Genomic DNA, 16,292 nt, shown 5'->3' with positions numbered 1-16,292 from the left:
GACGCGTCCCCGATACGGTCGGGGGCATGGATGCCCCCGTCCTGGCCGTCGAGGCCCTCGGCAAGTCGTTCGGACCGGTCCGCGCCGTGGACGACCTCACCTTCGAGGTCCAGCCCGGCCGCGTGACCGGCTTCCTGGGCCCCAACGGGTCCGGCAAGACCACGACCCTGCGGATGCTCCTCGGGCTCGTGCGGCCCACCGACGGCCGCGCGCTGGTGGGCGGTCGGCCCTACGACGCGCACCCGGTCCCCGGGGCGCTCGTCGGTGCAGCGCTCGAGGCGACCGGCTTCCACCCCGGTCGGACCGGGCTGGGCCACCTGACGGCGTACGCGCCCCAGGTGGGGGTGGACCGTCAGCGCTGCCGCGAGGTGCTGGAGCTCGTGGGCCTGGGGCCCGCCGGTGACCGGAAGGTCGGGGGCTACTCCCTGGGCATGCGGCAGCGGCTCGGTCTGGCCACGGCGCTGCTCGCCGACCCGCCGGCGCTGCTGCTCGACGAGCCCGCCAACGGGCTCGACCCCGAGGGGATCGTCTGGCTGCGCGGCTTCCTGCGGCACCTGGCGGCCGAGGGCCGCACCGTCCTGGTCTCCAGCCACGTCCTGGCCGAGGTGCAGCACACCGTCGACGACGTCGTGGTGATCGCCAAGGGGCGGCTCGTGCACGCCTCCTCGCTGGCCGAGCTGGCCGCGCTCGCGGGGGTCAGCACGTACGTCGAGACGCCCGACCCGGCCGCGCTCTCCGCCCTGTGCGCCGAGCGGGGGTGGGTCTCCGCTCCGCGCGACCGCGGCACGCAGGTCGACGACGTCGACGCCGCGACCGTCGGTGCCGCCGCACATGCCGCCGGCCTGGAGCTGCACCAGCTGACCACCAGGGGAGCCGACCTCGAGGACGTCTTCCTGCGACTGACCGGAGCCGCCTCGTGAGCCGCACCGCCCCCACCCCGAACAGGTTCGGCGTCGCGCTGCTCGCCGAGTGGCGCAAGCTGACCAGCACCGCGCTGTGGTGGGTCCTCGGCCTCGGGATGGCCGCCTACCTCGCCTTCATGGGCGCGGTGCTGGCGTTCACCTTCGCCGCCGCGCCACCGAGCCCCGACACCCCCGCGATCACCGGGGTCGACGCGGCGCTCGCCGTGCTCGGCACGCTCAACGCGATCGGGTACGTCTTCCCGCTGCTCGTGGGCACCCTGCTGGTGACGACCGAGGTGCGGCACCGCACGCTCACCCAGTCGCTGCTCGTCGAACCCCGACGCGGCGTCCTGCTCGGCGCCAAGCTCGTCGTCGCGGCCTCGGTCGGCCTGCTGTACGGCGTGCTCGGCGTCGTGGGCCTGCTGGCCACCTCCGCCCCGGTCCTCGAACTGGCCGGCGACGGCATCTTCCTCACCGACCCCGCGGTCCTGCGCGTCCTCGGCCTCGGGATCCTCGTCACCGGCCTGTGGGCCGTCCTCGGCGCGGCCTTCGGCGCCGTGGTCCCCAACCAGGTCGCGGCGATCGTCGCGGTGCTGGCCTTCACCCAGTTTGTCGAGCCGATCGCCCGGCTGGGGCTCGCGGCCGTCGACTCCCTCTCCGGCGTCGCGGCCTTCCTCCCCGGTGCCGCCGCCGACTCCGTCGTCGGGGCCTCGCTCTTCGGCGAGATCAGCGGCGGCGGGGGCGACCTACTGCCGGGCTGGGCGGGCGCCCTCGTGCTCCTCGCGTACGCCGCCGTCCTCACCGTCGTCGGGCGCTACACCACGTTCGCGCGGGACGTGGCCTGACCCGACTCCTGCCACTCCCTGACCGGCCGGGGCTCGCTCACTCGGCGCTGGTTCTTGGGTGACTCGGCGCTGCTTCGAGTGGGAGCTCGTGCCTGTGGAGGGAGTCCGGCGGACGTCGGTGACCTGGCGTAGAACCGTCCCATGACCTCGGAGCCCCTGCGACTGCTCGTGTGGTGCCTGGTCGCCGTGACGGCGGTGCTGCTGGTCCTCACCTCGGTGACGCTGGTGGGGCAGGCGCGCGAGCGTGCCGCGGCGACCTCCGCAGAGGCGGGGCCGGTGTTCGAGCGGCACGGGGTGCGGCTCCGGCTCCCGGCGCCGGCCGAGGTGCTTTCGGCGCGGGAGCGGCTGTTCTACGCCGACCTCGACGGCGGCACGGCTGCCGCGGTGCGGGGAGCGGCGCTGCTGGTGCCCGGAGCCTGCCCCGAGGTGCCCGGTTCGTCGCGGGGCTTCGTCGGCGTGGTCCGGTCGGGCGGCACCAGTGCCACCGCGCACGACCTGCAGGTGGCGGCGTGGTCCGCGGGGCTCGGGGCGGCGGTGGGGGAGCACCCGCAGGAGGTCGAGCTCCCGGACGCGCGGGGGCGGCGTACCGACCTCGTCGCGGAGGTGCGGATCGACGGGCCCTGCCAGCCCGAGCGGGTCCGCGCCAGCCTGCTCACGCTGCTGGCGGACGGTCGACCGGCCACGGTGGTGCTGGTGCGTGACGTCGGCCCGTCGGATGCCCTGGACGAGGCGACCGCCGAGCTGCTCCTGGCGACGGCGGCGGCAGGGGAGGCGAGGTGAGCAGTATCAGAGCTTGCGCAGCCGCACGTAGCGCACCGAGTGGTCGCGGTCCTTGCGCAGCACGAGCGTCGCCCGGGAGCGCGTCGGCAGCACGTTGTCGGTGAGGTTGGGCCCGTTGATCGTGTCCCAGATGCGCTGCGCCTCGGCGACGGCCTCGTCGAGGTCGAGGTCGCCGTACTTCGCGAAGTAGGAGCCGGGGTCGCGGAAGGCGGTCTCCCGCAGGCGCAGGAAGCGCTCGACGTACCACTGGCGGATGTGGCTGGTGCCTGCGTCGACGAAGACGGAGAAGTCGAAGAAGTCGCTGACGGCCAGGCCGGTGCGGCCGTCCTCGCGCACGCGGGCGGGCTGGAGGACGTTGAGCCCCTCGATGATGACGATGTCGGGCCGCTTGATGACGATCTTCTCGTCGGGGACGACGTCGTAGACGAGGTGGGAGTACGTCGGTGCCTCGATCTCGTCCTTGCCCGACTTGATGTCGACGACGAAGCGCAGCAGCGCGCGGCGGTCGTAGGACTCCGGGAAGCCCTTGCGCTGCAGCAGGCCGCGGCGCTCGAGCTCGGCGTTCGGGTAGAGGAAGCCGTCGGTGGTGACCAGCGCGACGTTGGGGTGCTCGGGCCAGTGGGCCAGCATCTGCTGCAGCACGCGCGCGGTCGTGGACTTGCCGACCGCCACGGAGCCGGCCAGCCCGATGACGAAGGGCGTGCGCGGGGGCGTCGGACGCTGGAGGAACTCCTCCTGCTCGCGGTGCAACCGGCCCGCGGAGCCGACGTACATCGACAGCAGCCGGGAGAGCGGGAGGTAGACCTCCTGGACCTCCTCGATGTCCAGCGAGTCCCCGAGGCCCTGCAGCGCGTTGACCTCGTCGGCGGTGAGCGGGCTCTCGGTCTCCGCCGCGAGGGCGGCCCAGGCGTCGCGCTCGAGCTCGATGAAGGGTGAGGACTCCCGCCCGGTGTCGTCGTGGCCCTGGTGCGGGCCCCGGCCGGGGGTGGACATGCGCGCCAGTCTGGCAGGACGCGGCGCGGGGGAGAGGACCGGCCCGCTGCCTGGTCCGTCGGCCTGGTCCGTCGGCCCACCGTCACGCGCTGCCCCGTGACGCTCGCGACGGCGGGGTTCGGGTCGAACCGGGCTTAGACTCCTGGCCCATGTGCGGCATCGTCGGGTACGTCGGTCACCGCTCTGCCCAGGACGTGGTGGTGGAGGGGTTGCGCCGGCTGGAGTACCGCGGGTACGACTCCGCGGGGGTCGCGCTGGTGGCTGCTGGTCCCGGCGGCGCGGGCCGGGTGGAGTGGCGCAAGCGCGCCGGCAAGCTCGCGAACCTCGAGAAGCTGATCGGCGAGGAGCCGCTGCCCGAGGTGACGATCGGGATCGGCCACACGCGATGGGCCACCCACGGCGCCCCGAACGACGTCAATGCGCACCCGCACCTGGGCAACCGGCGTCGGGTGGCGGTGGTGCACAACGGGATCATCGAGAACTTCGACGACCTGCGTGCCCGGCTGGAGGCCGACGACCACCAGCTGTCCTCCGAGACCGACACCGAGGTGGCGGCGCACCTGCTGGAGCTGCAGGTGGAGTCGGGGGTGGACCTGACGGTGGCGATGCAGCGGGTGTGCCAGGTGCTGGAGGGCGCCTTCACCCTGGTCGCGGTCGACGGCCAGGACCCGGACCGGGTCGTGGCGGCGCGGCGGAACTCACCGTTGGTGGTGGGTGTGGGCGAGGGGGAGAACTTCCTGGGCTCCGACGTCGCGGCGTTCATCGAGCACACCCGCGAGGCCTTGGAGCTGGGTCAGGACCAGGTCGTCACGATCACCCGCGAGGCGGTGGAGGTGACCGACTTCGAGGGCAACCTGGTGACCCCGAAGGCCTACCACGTGGACTGGGACCTGTCGGCGGCGGAGAAGGACGGTCACGACTGGTTCATGCGCAAGGAGATCTTCGAGCAGCCCCACGCGGTGGCCGACTCGCTGCTGGGCCGGCGGACCAGGACCGGTGCGTTGCAGCTGGACGAGATGCGCCTGTCGGACCAGGAGCTGCGCGACATCGACAAGATCATCATCATCGCGGCGGGGACGTCGTTCTACGCCGGGATGGTGGCCAAGTACGCCATCGAGCACTGGTGCCGGATCCCGGTCGAGGTCGAGCTGTCCAGCGAGTTCCGCTACCGCGACCCGATCCTGGACTACTCCACGCTGGTGGTGGCGATCTCGCAGTCCGGGGAGACCGCCGACACCCTGCAGGCGATCCGCCACGCACGCACCCAGCGCTCGAAGGTGCTGGCGATCTGCAACACCAACGGCTCGACCATCCCGCGCGAGTCCGATGCGGTGATCTACACCCACGCCGGGCCCGAGATCGGGGTCGCCTCGACCAAGGGGTTCGTGACCCAGCTGGTGGCCTGCTACCTGCTCGCGCTCTACCTCGCGCAGGTCAAGGGCACCCGGTACGGCGACGAGATCGCCGACGTGCTCCACCAGCTCGAGGCCATCCCCGCCCACATCGAGACCGTCCTGTCCCGTGCCGAGACCGTCTACGAGCTGGCCCGTGCGCACGTCGACGATCCCACGGTGCTGTTCCTGGGCCGCCATGCCGGCTACCCGGTCGCGCTCGAGGGGGCGTTGAAGCTCAAGGAGCTGGCCTACATCCACGCCGAGGGATTCGCCGGCGGCGAGCTCAAGCACGGCCCCATCGCCCTGATCGACACCGGCCAGCCCGTGCTGTGCGTCGTCCCGCCGCGGGGCCGCGACCAGCTCCACGCCAAGATGCTGTCGGCGATCCAGGAGGTCAAGGCCCGGGGCGCCCGCACCATCTGCCTGGCGGAAGAGGGCGACACCGCGGTCGCGGCGATCGCCGACACCGTCATCGAGCTGCCCCGCGTCCCGGTCCTGCTCCAGCCCCTGCTCGCCGTCGTACCCCTGCAGCTGTTCGCCTGCGAGCTCGCCACCGCCAAGGGCCACGACGTCGACCAGCCCCGCAACCTCGCCAAGTCCGTCACCGTCGAGTAGGGATCGGCCCACGGCGTACGACGTCGTGGAGCCGGGCGAGAGGAGTGAGCGTGCCCGTCATCGGCGTCGGCATCGACGTGTGCGACATCGAGCGCTTCGGGCTGTCGCTCGAGCGCACCCCCGGGCTGCGCGACCGTCTCTTCACCGAGAGCGAGGCGACCCGGCCGCTCGCCTCCCTGGCTGCTCGGTTCGCCGCCAAGGAGGCCCTGGCCAAGGCGCTGGGTGCCCCGAACGGCATGTCGTGGCACGACGCCGAGATCGTCTCCGAGTCCTCCGGCCGACCCCGCTTCGAGCTGCGCGGCACCGTCGCTGCCCAGGTCGAGGCGGTCGGGGCCACCTCGGTCCACGTGTCGCTGTCCCACGATGCGGGGATCGCCTCGGCCGTGGTGGTGCTCGAGGCCTGATCGACCAGGTGTGCCCCTCACTGGGCGGAGCCGGGGTCGAGGCCTGAGTCGAGGTGCGGGTCGAGGCCTGAGTCGAGGCCCGAGGACGCGCTAGGCCGCGCGATCCGGACCACGACTCGCACCTCGACCGGGGACGGTGGGGACCCCGAGCCGGGCCAGGTCCTGGGCGAGCTGCTCCGGCTCATGACGCAGCTCCCACGCCGTGCAGCTGACGACGTGACGGCCGCGCGTCGTCAGCCGGCGCGCCCGCTTCTTGTCCGCTGCCCAGTGCTGGACGTCCATGTGGAACGTGCCCTCCACCTCGAGCACCACCACCTCGTCGACAGGTACGTCCCACTCGCAGTCGGTGTAGCGCTGCTGGCCACGGGAGTCCAGCCGAGGTTGCTGGCGACGCGGCAGCTGCAGACCTCCGAGTCGACACATCCGGGCCACGTCCGCCTCGCTCACGGAGCGGACACCGCCGGCGATCTCTGCCACCGCGGCGCGGAAGTGTGCCGCACGGCGGAGCGGCCGCAGCTGGTCGACCCACTGCAGCAGTCGCTCCGGCGTCGTACGACCCTGCTGGACCGCGGCGGCGAGACAGCCGAACGCGTGCCGCCACGGCGCCTCGTAGGCGCCCCACAGCAGGAGGGCGGGCTCCAACCTGGCGGTCGGGGGGTCGCCCGGCGCCTGGAGCAGGTCGAGGGGGCGACGCGTGCGGAAGAACCGGATGCCGTCGACGGGCTCGTCGTGGAGGGGGTCGGTGACCCAGATCGTCACGTCGTCGCGGTCCCATCCGCGCAGGCCGAGGTCGCGTGCCGCGGTCAGGGACCCGACCATGGCGCTGGGCCCTGCGTGGAGGACTCCGAGCCAGCGTCGCTGCTGCGCGTCCATCCCGCCCGTGAAGGTGCTGACGACCCGCGACGAGCGATGGGCCCAGCGGCGGGCCTGCACCTGGTTGCGGACCCGGTCCGCGTCGATGCCGAAGGTCAGGAGCTGCCGCCGCGCGAGCATGCCGTGCTGTCGCGCTGCCAGCTCCTCGAGGTCCATGCGGAGCAGGGTGGTCCAGATGAGCCGGCCGGTCGAACGTCTCTCCACAGGCACCTGGCTGTCTTGCGTGTCCGCCCGAGTCGAGGTGTGGGTCGAGGCCTGAGCACGCGGTGGGGCGCGTCCTCGGGCCTCGACCCGGGCCTCGACCCGGGCCTCGATCCCGGCCTCGACCCGGGCAGCCGGAGGACGGTGGCGTCTAGGGTCGACGCATGAGGCGGGCGCACACGGTCGAGCAGGTGCGGGCGGCGGAGGCGGCGCTGATGGCGCGGCTGCCGGAGGGCACGCTGATGCAGCGCGCGGCCCACGGGCTGGGGGTCGCGGTGGCGGACCTGCTGGGCTCGGCGTACGGCCGGCGGGTGCTGCTGCTGGTGGGTTCGGGCGACAACGGCGGCGACGCGTTGTACGCCGGCGCCTGGCTGGCCCGCCGCGGAGCCGGTGTCGAGGCGTGGCTGGTCAGCGGGTCGGCGCACGAGGGCGGGCTGGCGGCACTCGCGGCCGCCGGTGGGCGGACCGGTGCGCCGCGGGTGCTGCGCGAGCGCCCGGACGTGGTGGTCGACGGCGTCGTGGGGATCGGCGGCAAGCCGGGGCTGCGCGAGGAGGCCGTGCGGGCACTGGCGCTGGTCGAGGGCGTGCCGGTCGTCGCGGTCGACACGCCCAGCGGCGTGGACGTCGACACGGGCGAGACGCCCGGGCCGCACGTCCGCGCCTCGCTCACCGTCACGTTCGGCACTCACAAGCCGTGCCACCTCGTCGACCCCGCGGCCCAGGCGTGCGGCACCGTGCACCTGGTCGACATCGGCCTCGACCCGGACCTGCCGGCCGCGCCGGTCGAGAGCCTGCGGCCCGCGGACGTCGCGGCGCTGCTGCGCCCGCCGGGACCGGATGACCACAAGTACACCCGCGGCGTCGTCGGGGTGCGGGCCGGCAGCGCGACGTACCCGGGAGCAGGCCTGCTCTCCGTCGCCGGCGCCGCGTGCGGGCTGGCCGGGATGGTCCGGTACGTGGGTGACACCGCGGTCGCGGACCGGGTCCGCGAGGCGCACCCCGAGGTCGTCGGGGCCGGACGGGTCCAGGCCTGGGTGGTCGGGTCCGGGGGCGGTGACGCCGCGGGGGAGGAGCTGTCGGCGGCACTGGCCGACGGCGTACCCACCGTCGTGGACGCCGACGCGCTCGCCCACCTCGACCCCGACCGGGGCCGCCCCGACCTGGTCCTGACGCCGCACGCCGGCGAGCTGGCCGCGATGCTGGAGGTGGACCGCGCCGAGGTGGAGGCGCGCCAGCTGCACCACGCCCGGTTGGCGGCGGAGCGCTGGGGTTGCGTCGTCGTCCTCAAGGGACGGCACACGCTCGTGACCCGTCCCGACGGTCGCACCCGGGTCACGACCACGGGCACGCCGTGGCTCGGGACCGCCGGAGCCGGTGACGTGCTCGGCGGGGTCATCGGTGCGGTGCTCGCCACCGGGCTGGACCCGTGGGACGCGGCCTCGGTGGGGTCCTGGCTGCACGGCGCCGCCGCGACACTGGTCGCCGAGGGTGGTCCGATCGTCGCGGGGCAGGTGGCGGGCGGGGTCGCGGCGGTCGTGCGGGACCTGCTCGCCGCCAGGCCCTGAGGGTCCCCGGTCGCAGCGCAGCCGGGCGCGGGTCGACCCGGGGGTGGGACGAGGGGGTGGGAGGATGGCGACGATGTCCCCCGAGCCGGCGGTGCGTGCGGAGATCGTCGTCGACCTGGCGGCGGTCCGACACAACGTGCGCGCACTGGCGGCCCACACCGGGACCGCCGTGATGGTGGTGGTGAAGGCCGACGGCTACGGCCACGGCATGCTCCCGGTCGCCCGGGCCGCGCGGGAGGCCGGCGCCCAGTGGCTGGGCGCCGCCACGCTCCCTGAGGCGCTGGCGCTGCGGGAGGCCGGTGACACCGGGCGCATCCTGACCTGGCTGTCGGTGCCCGGTGAGGCCGGTCTGGCCGAGGCGGTCGCCGCGGGGATCGACGTCACCGCGCACGACGAGGACGGCCTGGCCGCCGTCGCGGACGCCGTACGACGCTGCGGGACCCCCGCCCGCCTCCAGCTCAAGGTCGACACCGGCCTGCACCGCAACGGCTGCCTCCCGGCGGACTGGCCGGGGCTGGTCGCGGCCGCCCGGCGCGGGGAGGTCGAGGGTCTCTGGGCCGTGACCGGGCTCTGGTCGCACCTCGCGTGCGCGGACGAGCCCGGTCACCCGGCGACGGCTGCCCAGCAGGCGGCGTTCGAGCTCGCGCTGGCGCAGGCGGCCGACGCAGGGCTGCGCCCCGAGGTGCGGCACCTGGCCAACTCCGCTGGCGCGATCCTGCACCCCGGCACCCACCACGACCTCGTGCGCGTCGGCCTCGCGGCGTACGGCCTGCACCCCGCTCCCGGCCACGGCCCCGCCTTGGACCTGCGCCCCGCCATGACGGCGCGCGCGAGTCTCGCGATGGTCAAGCGGGTCGAGCCGGGGGCCGGGGTGTCCTACGGGCACACCTGGACCGCAGAGCGGCCCACGACCCTGGGGCTGGTGCCGGTGGGCTACGGCGACGGGGTCCCGCGACACGCCGGCAACCGCGCCGAGGTCTCGGTGGCGGGCGTGCGCGCGCCGCTGCGGGGTCGCGTCTGCATGGACCAGGTCGTCGCGGAGGTGCCCGACCACGCGCGGGCCGGCGACGAGGTGGTGCTGTTCGGCGCCGCCCCGCACCCCACCGCGCAGGACTGGGCCGAGGCGTGCGAGACCATCAGCTACGAGATCGTGACCCGGGTCGGCGGTCGCTTCGTGCGGCGCTGGGTCGGCGAGCAGCACGAGCAGGAGGACACGTGAGCCGGGGCAGGGGCTGGGTCTGGGGCCAGGACAGGGGAAGGCTGTGGCAGGCCGCCGGTGCGGCGGTCGGGGTGCTGGCGCTCGGCGCCGGCTTCGAGGTGGCGCGCCGCCGCCGGGTCGTGGCCGCCCGCACGGGCGCGGGCGACCTCAGCCCCTTCGGGTCCCTGCGGTCCTCGCCCCGCACAGTCGTCACCCCCGACGGCGTCCCGCTGCACGTCGAGGTCGACGAGCGCGAGGAGCCGGTCGACGGCCCGCGGCACAAGGGGCCGGAGCTGACGGTCGTCTTCGTGCACGGCTACGCCCTGAACCTCGACTGCTGGCACTTCCAGCGCGCCGGCTACCGCGGCCTGGTCCGCACCGTCTTCTACGACCAGCGCTCGCACGGGCGCTCCGGCCGTGCCCACCACCACCACGCCACCATCGACCAGCTCGGCCTCGACCTCGAGCAGGTCATCGAGGAGGTCGCCCCCGACGGTCCCGTCGTCGTGGTGGGCCACTCCATGGGCGGCATGACGATCGTCGCGCTCGCCGAGCAGCGCCCGCACCTGTTCGGCGACAAGATCGTCGGCGTCGGCCTGGTCTCCACGACCGCGGGCGGCCTCGACATCGGTCGGATCCTGCTGCCGGTGGCGCCCGCCAAGCTGGGCGGCCCGCTCACCGCCCGGGCGATCCGGACCCTGCGCCCCGGGCACCGCGGCGTCGACGCCGTGCGCCGGATGGGCGCCCACGTGGCGGAGGTCCTCACCGACCTCTTCGCCTTCGGCGACGACGTGCCGGCCTCCTACATCCGCTTCGTCGACTCGATGCTCTCCCAGACCCCGTTCGAGGTGCTCTCGGAGTTCTTCCCGAGCCTGCACGGCCTCGACAAGTTCCACGCCGTCGAGACCCTCGCCCAGGTGCCGACGGCCATCATCGGCGGCACCGCCGACCGGCTGACCTCGATCGGGCACTCGCGCAAGCTGCACAGCCGGATCGAGGGCTCGGTCCTCACGGAGGCCGAGGGCGCCGGGCACATGGTGATCATGGAGCGGCACGAGCAGGTCAACGCCGCGCTCGACCAGCTGCTCGCCGCGGCCGCCGAGCGGGTGACGCGCCGATGACGCAGGCGGGGGAGCGGGCTCACGCGCAGGCCCCGGACCACACCCCGGAGCAGGACGGCGCCCGGGAGCGCCCGCGCGTCGTCGTACGCCGGATCGGGCCGGAGTCCGCGGCGGCAGTGCTGTCGGTGGTGCAGGCGGCGTTCGGGGCGCGGCCCGACATGGACCCGCGGCCCGCGGCGCTGGACGAGACCGAGGAGTCGATCGCGGCCAAGCTGGCCGCCGGCGGCGGGCTCCTCGCCGAGCTCGACGGCGAGCCCGTGGGCACGCTGGTCCTCGACCCGATCGGCTCCACCACCTACCTCCGGCGCTTCGGCGTCGTCCCCGGCCACCAGGGCCACGGCATCGCCGGTGCGCTCATCGACGCCACCGTCGACGCGGTCCTGGAGTCCGGCACCGGCACCGACGACCTCACCGTCGTCGCGCGCGAGGAGCTGCCGGCGACCATCCGCTTCTGGGACCGGCAGGGCTTCCGGGAGATCTCCCGCCGCTCGCCGCTGGTGGAGATGCGGCGGCCCCTGCGCACCGCGGTCTTCCACGCCCCGACGGCCGAGGCGATGCGCGGCATCGGCCGCTCGCTGGCCGGCCAGCTGACCCGCGGGGACCTGATCGTCCTGACCGGCGACCTCGGCGCGGGCAAGACGACCTTCACGCAGGGCCTCGGCGCCGGGCTCGGCGTGCGCGGGCAGGTCACCTCGCCGACCTTCGTCATCGCGCGCGTGCATCCCTCGACCGTCGGCGGTCCCGAGCTGGTGCACGTCGACGCCTACCGCCTCGACGGCCTCGAGGAGCTCGACGACCTCGACCTCGACACCTCGCTCGAGGACGCCGTCACCGTCGTGGAGTGGGGCGAGGACCTCGCCGAGGGCCTGGCCGAGTCGCGCCTGGAGGTGCGGATCGTCCGCGAGGCCGAGGTCGGTCCCGACGCCTCCCTCGACCCGCGCCGGGTCGAGATCACCCCCGTCGGGCCGCGCTGGCACGCGCTGTCCTTCCGCGGGCTGGGGTAGCGCCCGTGGACGACCCCGCGCCCGACCCCGAGCCCGTCGAGGAGCCCAGCCCGCGGCGCGAGCCGCGCACCCGGCTGGTGCTGGTCGTGGCCGGCGTGCTCGTCCTCGTCGGGCTGCTCCTGGCCTGGGTCGACCAGCAGGCGCGCAGCCGCGAGGACCGCGACCTCGCAGCCTGCAGTGACCAGGCGTACGCCGCGGCCGTCCGCGCCGACCAGGTGCTGGGCTCGATGGCGGAGTACATCCGGCCCTCCCTCGCGGTGCGCAGCGGCCTGTGGGACCTCATGTCCGGGGCTGCCGAGCGCGCGCGGCCCGGCATTGACGCCGCGCTCGCCCGCTGCCGCGACGTCGAGGTGCTCGGCCTGCACCGCACCCACGTGCGCGAGCGGGCGGCGTACGTCGACTACCTCGCCGCCCGGGCCGGCCAGCTCGACGCGATCGAGGCCGACGGTCGCGCGGCTGGGGAGTCCGACCCCGAGCTCGGCCGGCTGCGTGAGGCGGCCTTCGGCGACCGTCCCTGAGCCGGCCCGCCGGCTTCCCCTCACCGCCGCCCCGACGCCGCTCGCGACCCCGGCGCCCACGGGCTGCACAGCGACGGACCTCACCCGCCCGCACGGCGTCACTGTCGGTGCGCGGACGTACGATCGAGCCCGCACCCCCCGTCGCGCGCCGACAGGGGGCGCTCGTGCTGTGCCCGCTCCACCCCCGTCGTGCCCCAGGAGAGAGATGCCCACCGACCTCGCCGGTCCCGTGCTCGCCGACCCGATCCTCGCCGCGGCGCTCGAGGACGCGCACGACGGGCGGCTGCGCGCCCTCGACCTCACGGGCCCCGAGGCGCTGCGGCCCTTCGTCGTGGCCGGTCTCGTGCGGGCAGGCCGCAGCGTCCTGGCGGTCACCGCGACCGCCCGGGAGGCCGAGGACCTCGTGGAGCACCTCGGCGACCTGCTCGACCGCGACCGCGTGGCCTACTACCCGAGCTGGGAGACGCTGCCGCACGAACGGCTGAGCCCGCGCAGCGACACCGTCGGTCGCCGGCTGGCCGTGCTGCGACGCCTGGTGCACCCGGGCGTCTCGACCGGCTCGGCCAACAGCGGCGCCAACGGCCCGCTCGACGTCGTCGTGGCCCCCGTGCGCTCGGTGCTGCAGCCCCAGGTCAAGGGGCTCGGTGACCTCGCCCCGGTCGAGCTGGTCGTCGGTGACAGCGCGCCGCTCGAGGACCTGGTGCAGCGGCTGGCCGACGCCGCCTACAGCCGGGTCGACCTGGTGGAGAAGCGCGGTGAGTTCGCCGTGCGCGGCGGCATCGTCGACGTCTTCCCGCCCACCGAGGAGCACCCGCTGCGCGTGGAGCTGTGGGGCGACGAGGTCGAGGAGATCCGCGCGTTCTCGGTCGCCGACCAGCGCACCCTGGAGCCGGTCGAGCGGCTGTGGGCGCCGCCGTGCCGCGAGCTGCTGCTGACCCCCGAGGTCCGCGCCCGGGCCGCCGAGCTCGGCCGCCAGCACCCCCAACTGCTCGAGCTCACCGACAAGATCAGCAACGGCATCGCCGTCGAGGGCATGGAGTCCCTCGCGCCGGTCCTCGTCGACGAGATGGAGCTGCTCCTCGACCTGATGCCGGCCAGCACCCACGTGCTGGTGCTCGACCCCGAGCGGGTCCGCGCCCGGGCCCACGACCTGGTGGCGACGAGCGAGGAGTTCCTGGGCGCCTCCTGGGCGGCTGCGGCGGGTGGCGGCACCGCCCCCATCGACCTCGGCGCGGCGTCGTACCGCAGCCTGGCGGAGGTGCGCGAGCACGCCCTCGACGGGCACCGGCCCTGGTGGACGGTGAGCCCGTTCGGGCTCGACCCCGGGGCCGACGGCGAGGCGGCAGCCGCGATCGACCTCGACGTGAGCGTCGGCGCGGTGCCCACCCGCGCGCTGCCCGCGGTCCCGGTCGACGCCTACCGCGGCGACGTCGAGCGGGCACTGAAGGACCTCGACTCCTGGCGCTCCGACGGCTACCGCGTCCTGGTCGTCCACGCCGGCCATGGCCCGGCGCAGCGGATGGTCGAGGCGCTCGGCGAGGCCGAGGTGCCGGCGCGGCTCGTGGAGCCCACCGACCCGGGTCCGGACGGGCTGTGGCAGGTCGGCGTCGTCACCGTCACCTGTGGCGCCCTGACCCAGGGCTTCGTCGACGAGGCCAACAGGCTGGTCCTGCTCACCGGCGAGGACGTCTCGGGACAGAAGTCCTCCACCCGCGACATGCGCAAGATGCCCGCGCGCCGCAAGAAGCAGATCGACCCGCTCGAGCTGAAGACCGGCGACTACGTCGTGCACGAGCAGCACGGCGTCGGCCGCTTCATCGAGATGAAGCAGCGCGAGGTCGGCGGAGCGACCCGGGAGTACCTCGTCCTGGAGTACGGCGCCTCCAAGCGCGGCGCGCCGCCGGACCGGCTCTACGTCCCGGCCGACGCGCTCGACCAGGTCACGCGGTACGTCGGCGGCGAGCAGCCCAGCCTCGACCGGCTCGGCGGCGCCGACTGGGCCAAGCGCAAGGGCCGCGCCCGCAAGGCGGTGCGCGAGATCGCGGCCGAGCTCATCAAGCTGTACGCCGCCCGGCAGGCCACCAAGGGCTACGCCTTCGGTCCCGACACGCCCTGGCAGCGCGAGCTCGAGGACGCCTTCCCGTTCACCGAGACCCCCGACCAGCTCTCGACCGTCGAGGAGGTCAAGGCCGACATGCGCCAGGTCGTGCCGATGGACCGGCTGGTGTGCGGCGACGTCGGCTACGGCAAGACCGAGATCGCCGTCCGCGCGGCCTTCAAGGCCGTGCAGGACGGCAAGCAGGTCGCGGTGCTGGTGCCGACCACGCTGCTGGTCACCCAGCACCTCTCGACCTTCACCGAGCGGATGAGCGGCTTCCCGGTGGTGCTGAAGGCGCTCTCGCGCTTCCAGACCGACAAGGAGGCGGCCGAGGTGATGCGGATGATGGCCGAGGGCTCGGTCGACATCGTCGTGGGCACCCACCGGCTGCTCAACCCCGACATCCGGTTCAAGGACCTCGGGCTGATCATCGTCGACGAGGAGCAGCGCTTCGGCGTCGAGCACAAGGAGCAGCTCAAGCGGATGCGCACCGCCGTCGACGTGCTCTCGATGTCGGCCACCCCGATCCCGCGCACCCTCGAGATGGCGATCACCGGCATCCGCGAGATGTCCACGATCACCACCCCGCCCGAGGAGCGGCACCCGGTGCTGACCTACGTCGGCGCCTACGAGGACCGCCAGGTCGTCGCCGCCGTACGGCGCGAGCTGCTGCGCGAGGGTCAGGTCTTCTACATCCACAACCGGGTCCAGTCGATCGAGAAGGCCGCAGCCAGGATCCGCGAGCTGGTGCCCGAGGCGCGCGTGGCCACGGCGCACGGGCAGATGAACGAGAAGCAGCTCGAGCAGGTGATGCTGGACTTCTGGGAGAAGCGCTTCGACGTGCTCGTGTGCACGACCCTGGTCGAGTCGGGCCTGGACGTCTCCAACGCCAACACCATGATCATCGAGCGGGCCGACACCCTCGGCCTCTCCCAGCTGCACCAGCTGCGGGGCCGCGTGGGCCGCTCGCGCGAGCGGGCCTACGCCTACTTCCTCTACCCCGGCGAGAAGCCCTTGACCGAGACCGCCCACGAGCGGCTCGCAACGCTGGCCCAGCACTCCGACCTGGGCGGCGGCATGGCGATCGCGATGAAGGACCTGGAGATCCGCGGCGCGGGCAACCTGCTCGGCGGCGAGCAGTCCGGCCACATCGCCGACGTCGGCTTCGACCTCTACGTCCGGCTGGTCGGCGAGGCGGTCTCGGAGTTCAAGGGCGAGGGCGAGCCGGAGCTCCAGGAGGTCCGGATCGAGCTGCCCGTCGACGCGCACCTGCCGCACGACTACATCGGCTCCGAGCGGTTGCGCCTGGAGATCTACAAGCGGCTCGCCGAGGTGCGCTCCGACGAGGACGTCGACGCCATCGAGGAGGAGCTCAAGGACCGGTACGGCGACCCGCCGATCGTCGTGGTCTCGCTGCTGCTCGTGGCGCGGTTCCGCGCCCGGGCGCGGGCCGCGGGCATCGGCGAGGTCACGATCGCGGGCAGGAACGTCCGGTTCGCGCCGGTGTCCCTGCCCGACTCCAAGGTGGTGCGCCTGCAGCGGCTCTACCCCAAGTCGCTGGTCAAGCCGCAGACCGACACCATCCTCGTGCCGCGCCCGCAGACGGCCGTGATCGGCGGGCGTCCGCTGGACGGCATCGCCCTGCTGGAGTGGGCCAAGGGCGTCATCGACCAGGTGATCGACCCGCCCGCCCCGGCCTGACCCGACCGACGTCCTGCCCGCAGGACCGGAAGCGTCCGCCCGCTCGGCGGACGCTCCGGGGCGGCTGGTTCAATGGGCGG

At 74.2% G+C, this 16,292-nt stretch carries 13 protein-coding genes; 11 read left to right on the top strand and 2 right to left on the bottom strand.

Annotation, left to right across the window (positions count from 1 at the left end; translation table 11 throughout):
- The first annotated feature begins 26 nt into the window (after window positions 1-26).
- The 3 genes from Q1V71_RS18090 (at window position 27) to Q1V71_RS18080 (ending at window position 2,527) form a co-directional block, all read left to right on the top strand.
- Window positions 27-920, top strand: coding sequence for an ATP-binding cassette domain-containing protein (locus tag Q1V71_RS18090; RefSeq protein ID WP_300645641.1), 894 nt, complete (start codon window positions 27-29; stop codon window positions 918-920).
- Window positions 917-1,747 (top strand): ABC transporter permease, encoded by an 831-nt coding sequence (locus tag Q1V71_RS18085; protein WP_300645640.1) that lies wholly within the window; start codon window positions 917-919, stop codon window positions 1,745-1,747. The genes Q1V71_RS18090 and Q1V71_RS18085 overlap by 4 nt, the downstream gene beginning before the upstream one ends.
- 141 nt (window positions 1,748-1,888) lie before the next feature.
- Window positions 1,889-2,527 (top strand): hypothetical protein, encoded by a 639-nt coding sequence (locus Q1V71_RS18080; RefSeq protein ID WP_300645639.1) that lies wholly within the window; start codon window positions 1,889-1,891, stop codon window positions 2,525-2,527.
- Window positions 2,528-2,533: 6 nt separating this feature from the next.
- On the opposite strand, the gene coaA is transcribed toward Q1V71_RS18080, so the two are convergent.
- Window positions 2,534-3,520: a type I pantothenate kinase gene (coaA, locus tag Q1V71_RS18075; RefSeq protein ID WP_300645638.1), complete on the bottom strand. Its 987-nt coding sequence runs from the start codon at window positions 3,518-3,520 to the stop codon at window positions 2,534-2,536.
- 149 nt (window positions 3,521-3,669) lie between these two features.
- Between coaA and glmS the strand changes: the two genes are divergently transcribed.
- Together glmS and Q1V71_RS18065 are read left to right on the top strand one after the other, a co-directional pair.
- Window positions 3,670-5,529: a glutamine--fructose-6-phosphate transaminase (isomerizing) gene (gene glmS / locus Q1V71_RS18070; protein ID WP_300645637.1), complete on the top strand. Its 1,860-nt coding sequence runs from the start codon at window positions 3,670-3,672 to the stop codon at window positions 5,527-5,529.
- 50 nt (window positions 5,530-5,579) lie between these two features.
- Window positions 5,580-5,933: a holo-ACP synthase gene (locus tag Q1V71_RS18065; protein ID WP_300645636.1), complete on the top strand. Its 354-nt coding sequence runs from the start codon at window positions 5,580-5,582 to the stop codon at window positions 5,931-5,933.
- Window positions 5,934-6,023: 90 nt separating this feature from the next.
- On the opposite strand, the gene Q1V71_RS18060 is transcribed toward Q1V71_RS18065, so the two are convergent.
- A complete protein-coding gene (locus tag Q1V71_RS18060) occupies window positions 6,024-6,962 on the bottom strand; it encodes a hypothetical protein (RefSeq protein WP_300645634.1) in 939 nt (312 codons plus the stop codon).
- A gap of 209 nt (window positions 6,963-7,171) precedes the next feature.
- Between Q1V71_RS18060 and Q1V71_RS18055 the strand changes: the two genes are divergently transcribed.
- The 6 genes from Q1V71_RS18055 (at window position 7,172) to mfd (ending at window position 16,212) form a co-directional block, all read left to right on the top strand.
- Window positions 7,172-8,572 carry a bifunctional ADP-dependent NAD(P)H-hydrate dehydratase/NAD(P)H-hydrate epimerase gene (locus Q1V71_RS18055; protein ID WP_300645632.1) on the top strand — a complete coding sequence of 467 codons (1,401 nt, stop codon included), beginning with the start codon at window positions 7,172-7,174 and terminating at the stop codon, window positions 8,570-8,572.
- 73 nt (window positions 8,573-8,645) lie between these two features.
- Window positions 8,646-9,791, top strand: coding sequence for an alanine racemase (gene alr, locus Q1V71_RS18050; protein WP_300645630.1), 1,146 nt, complete (start codon window positions 8,646-8,648; stop codon window positions 9,789-9,791).
- The gene (locus tag Q1V71_RS18045) at window positions 9,788-10,891 is read left to right on the top strand and encodes an alpha/beta hydrolase (protein ID WP_300645628.1); all 1,104 of its coding nucleotides are present in this window, start codon (window positions 9,788-9,790) and stop codon (window positions 10,889-10,891) included. The genes alr and Q1V71_RS18045 overlap by 4 nt, the downstream gene beginning before the upstream one ends.
- Complete coding sequence (gene tsaE, locus Q1V71_RS18040; RefSeq protein WP_300645626.1) at window positions 10,888-11,895, top strand: tRNA (adenosine(37)-N6)-threonylcarbamoyltransferase complex ATPase subunit type 1 TsaE; 1,008 nt, start codon at window positions 10,888-10,890, stop codon at window positions 11,893-11,895. Before Q1V71_RS18045 ends, tsaE begins: the two co-directional genes overlap by 4 nt.
- Before the next feature lie 5 nt (window positions 11,896-11,900).
- Window positions 11,901-12,413 (top strand): hypothetical protein, encoded by a 513-nt coding sequence (locus Q1V71_RS18035; RefSeq protein WP_300645625.1) that lies wholly within the window; start codon window positions 11,901-11,903, stop codon window positions 12,411-12,413.
- A gap of 205 nt (window positions 12,414-12,618) precedes the next feature.
- Window positions 12,619-16,212 (top strand): transcription-repair coupling factor, encoded by a 3,594-nt coding sequence (gene mfd / locus Q1V71_RS18030; protein ID WP_300645623.1) that lies wholly within the window; start codon window positions 12,619-12,621, stop codon window positions 16,210-16,212.
- The last annotated feature ends 80 nt before the right edge of the window (window positions 16,213-16,292 follow it).

Source organism: Nocardioides sp. (genome assembly GCF_030149505.1).
Taxonomy (GTDB): domain Bacteria; phylum Actinomycetota; class Actinomycetes; order Propionibacteriales; family Nocardioidaceae; genus Nocardioides.
This window is presented reverse-complemented; position numbering and strand designations above follow the sequence as displayed.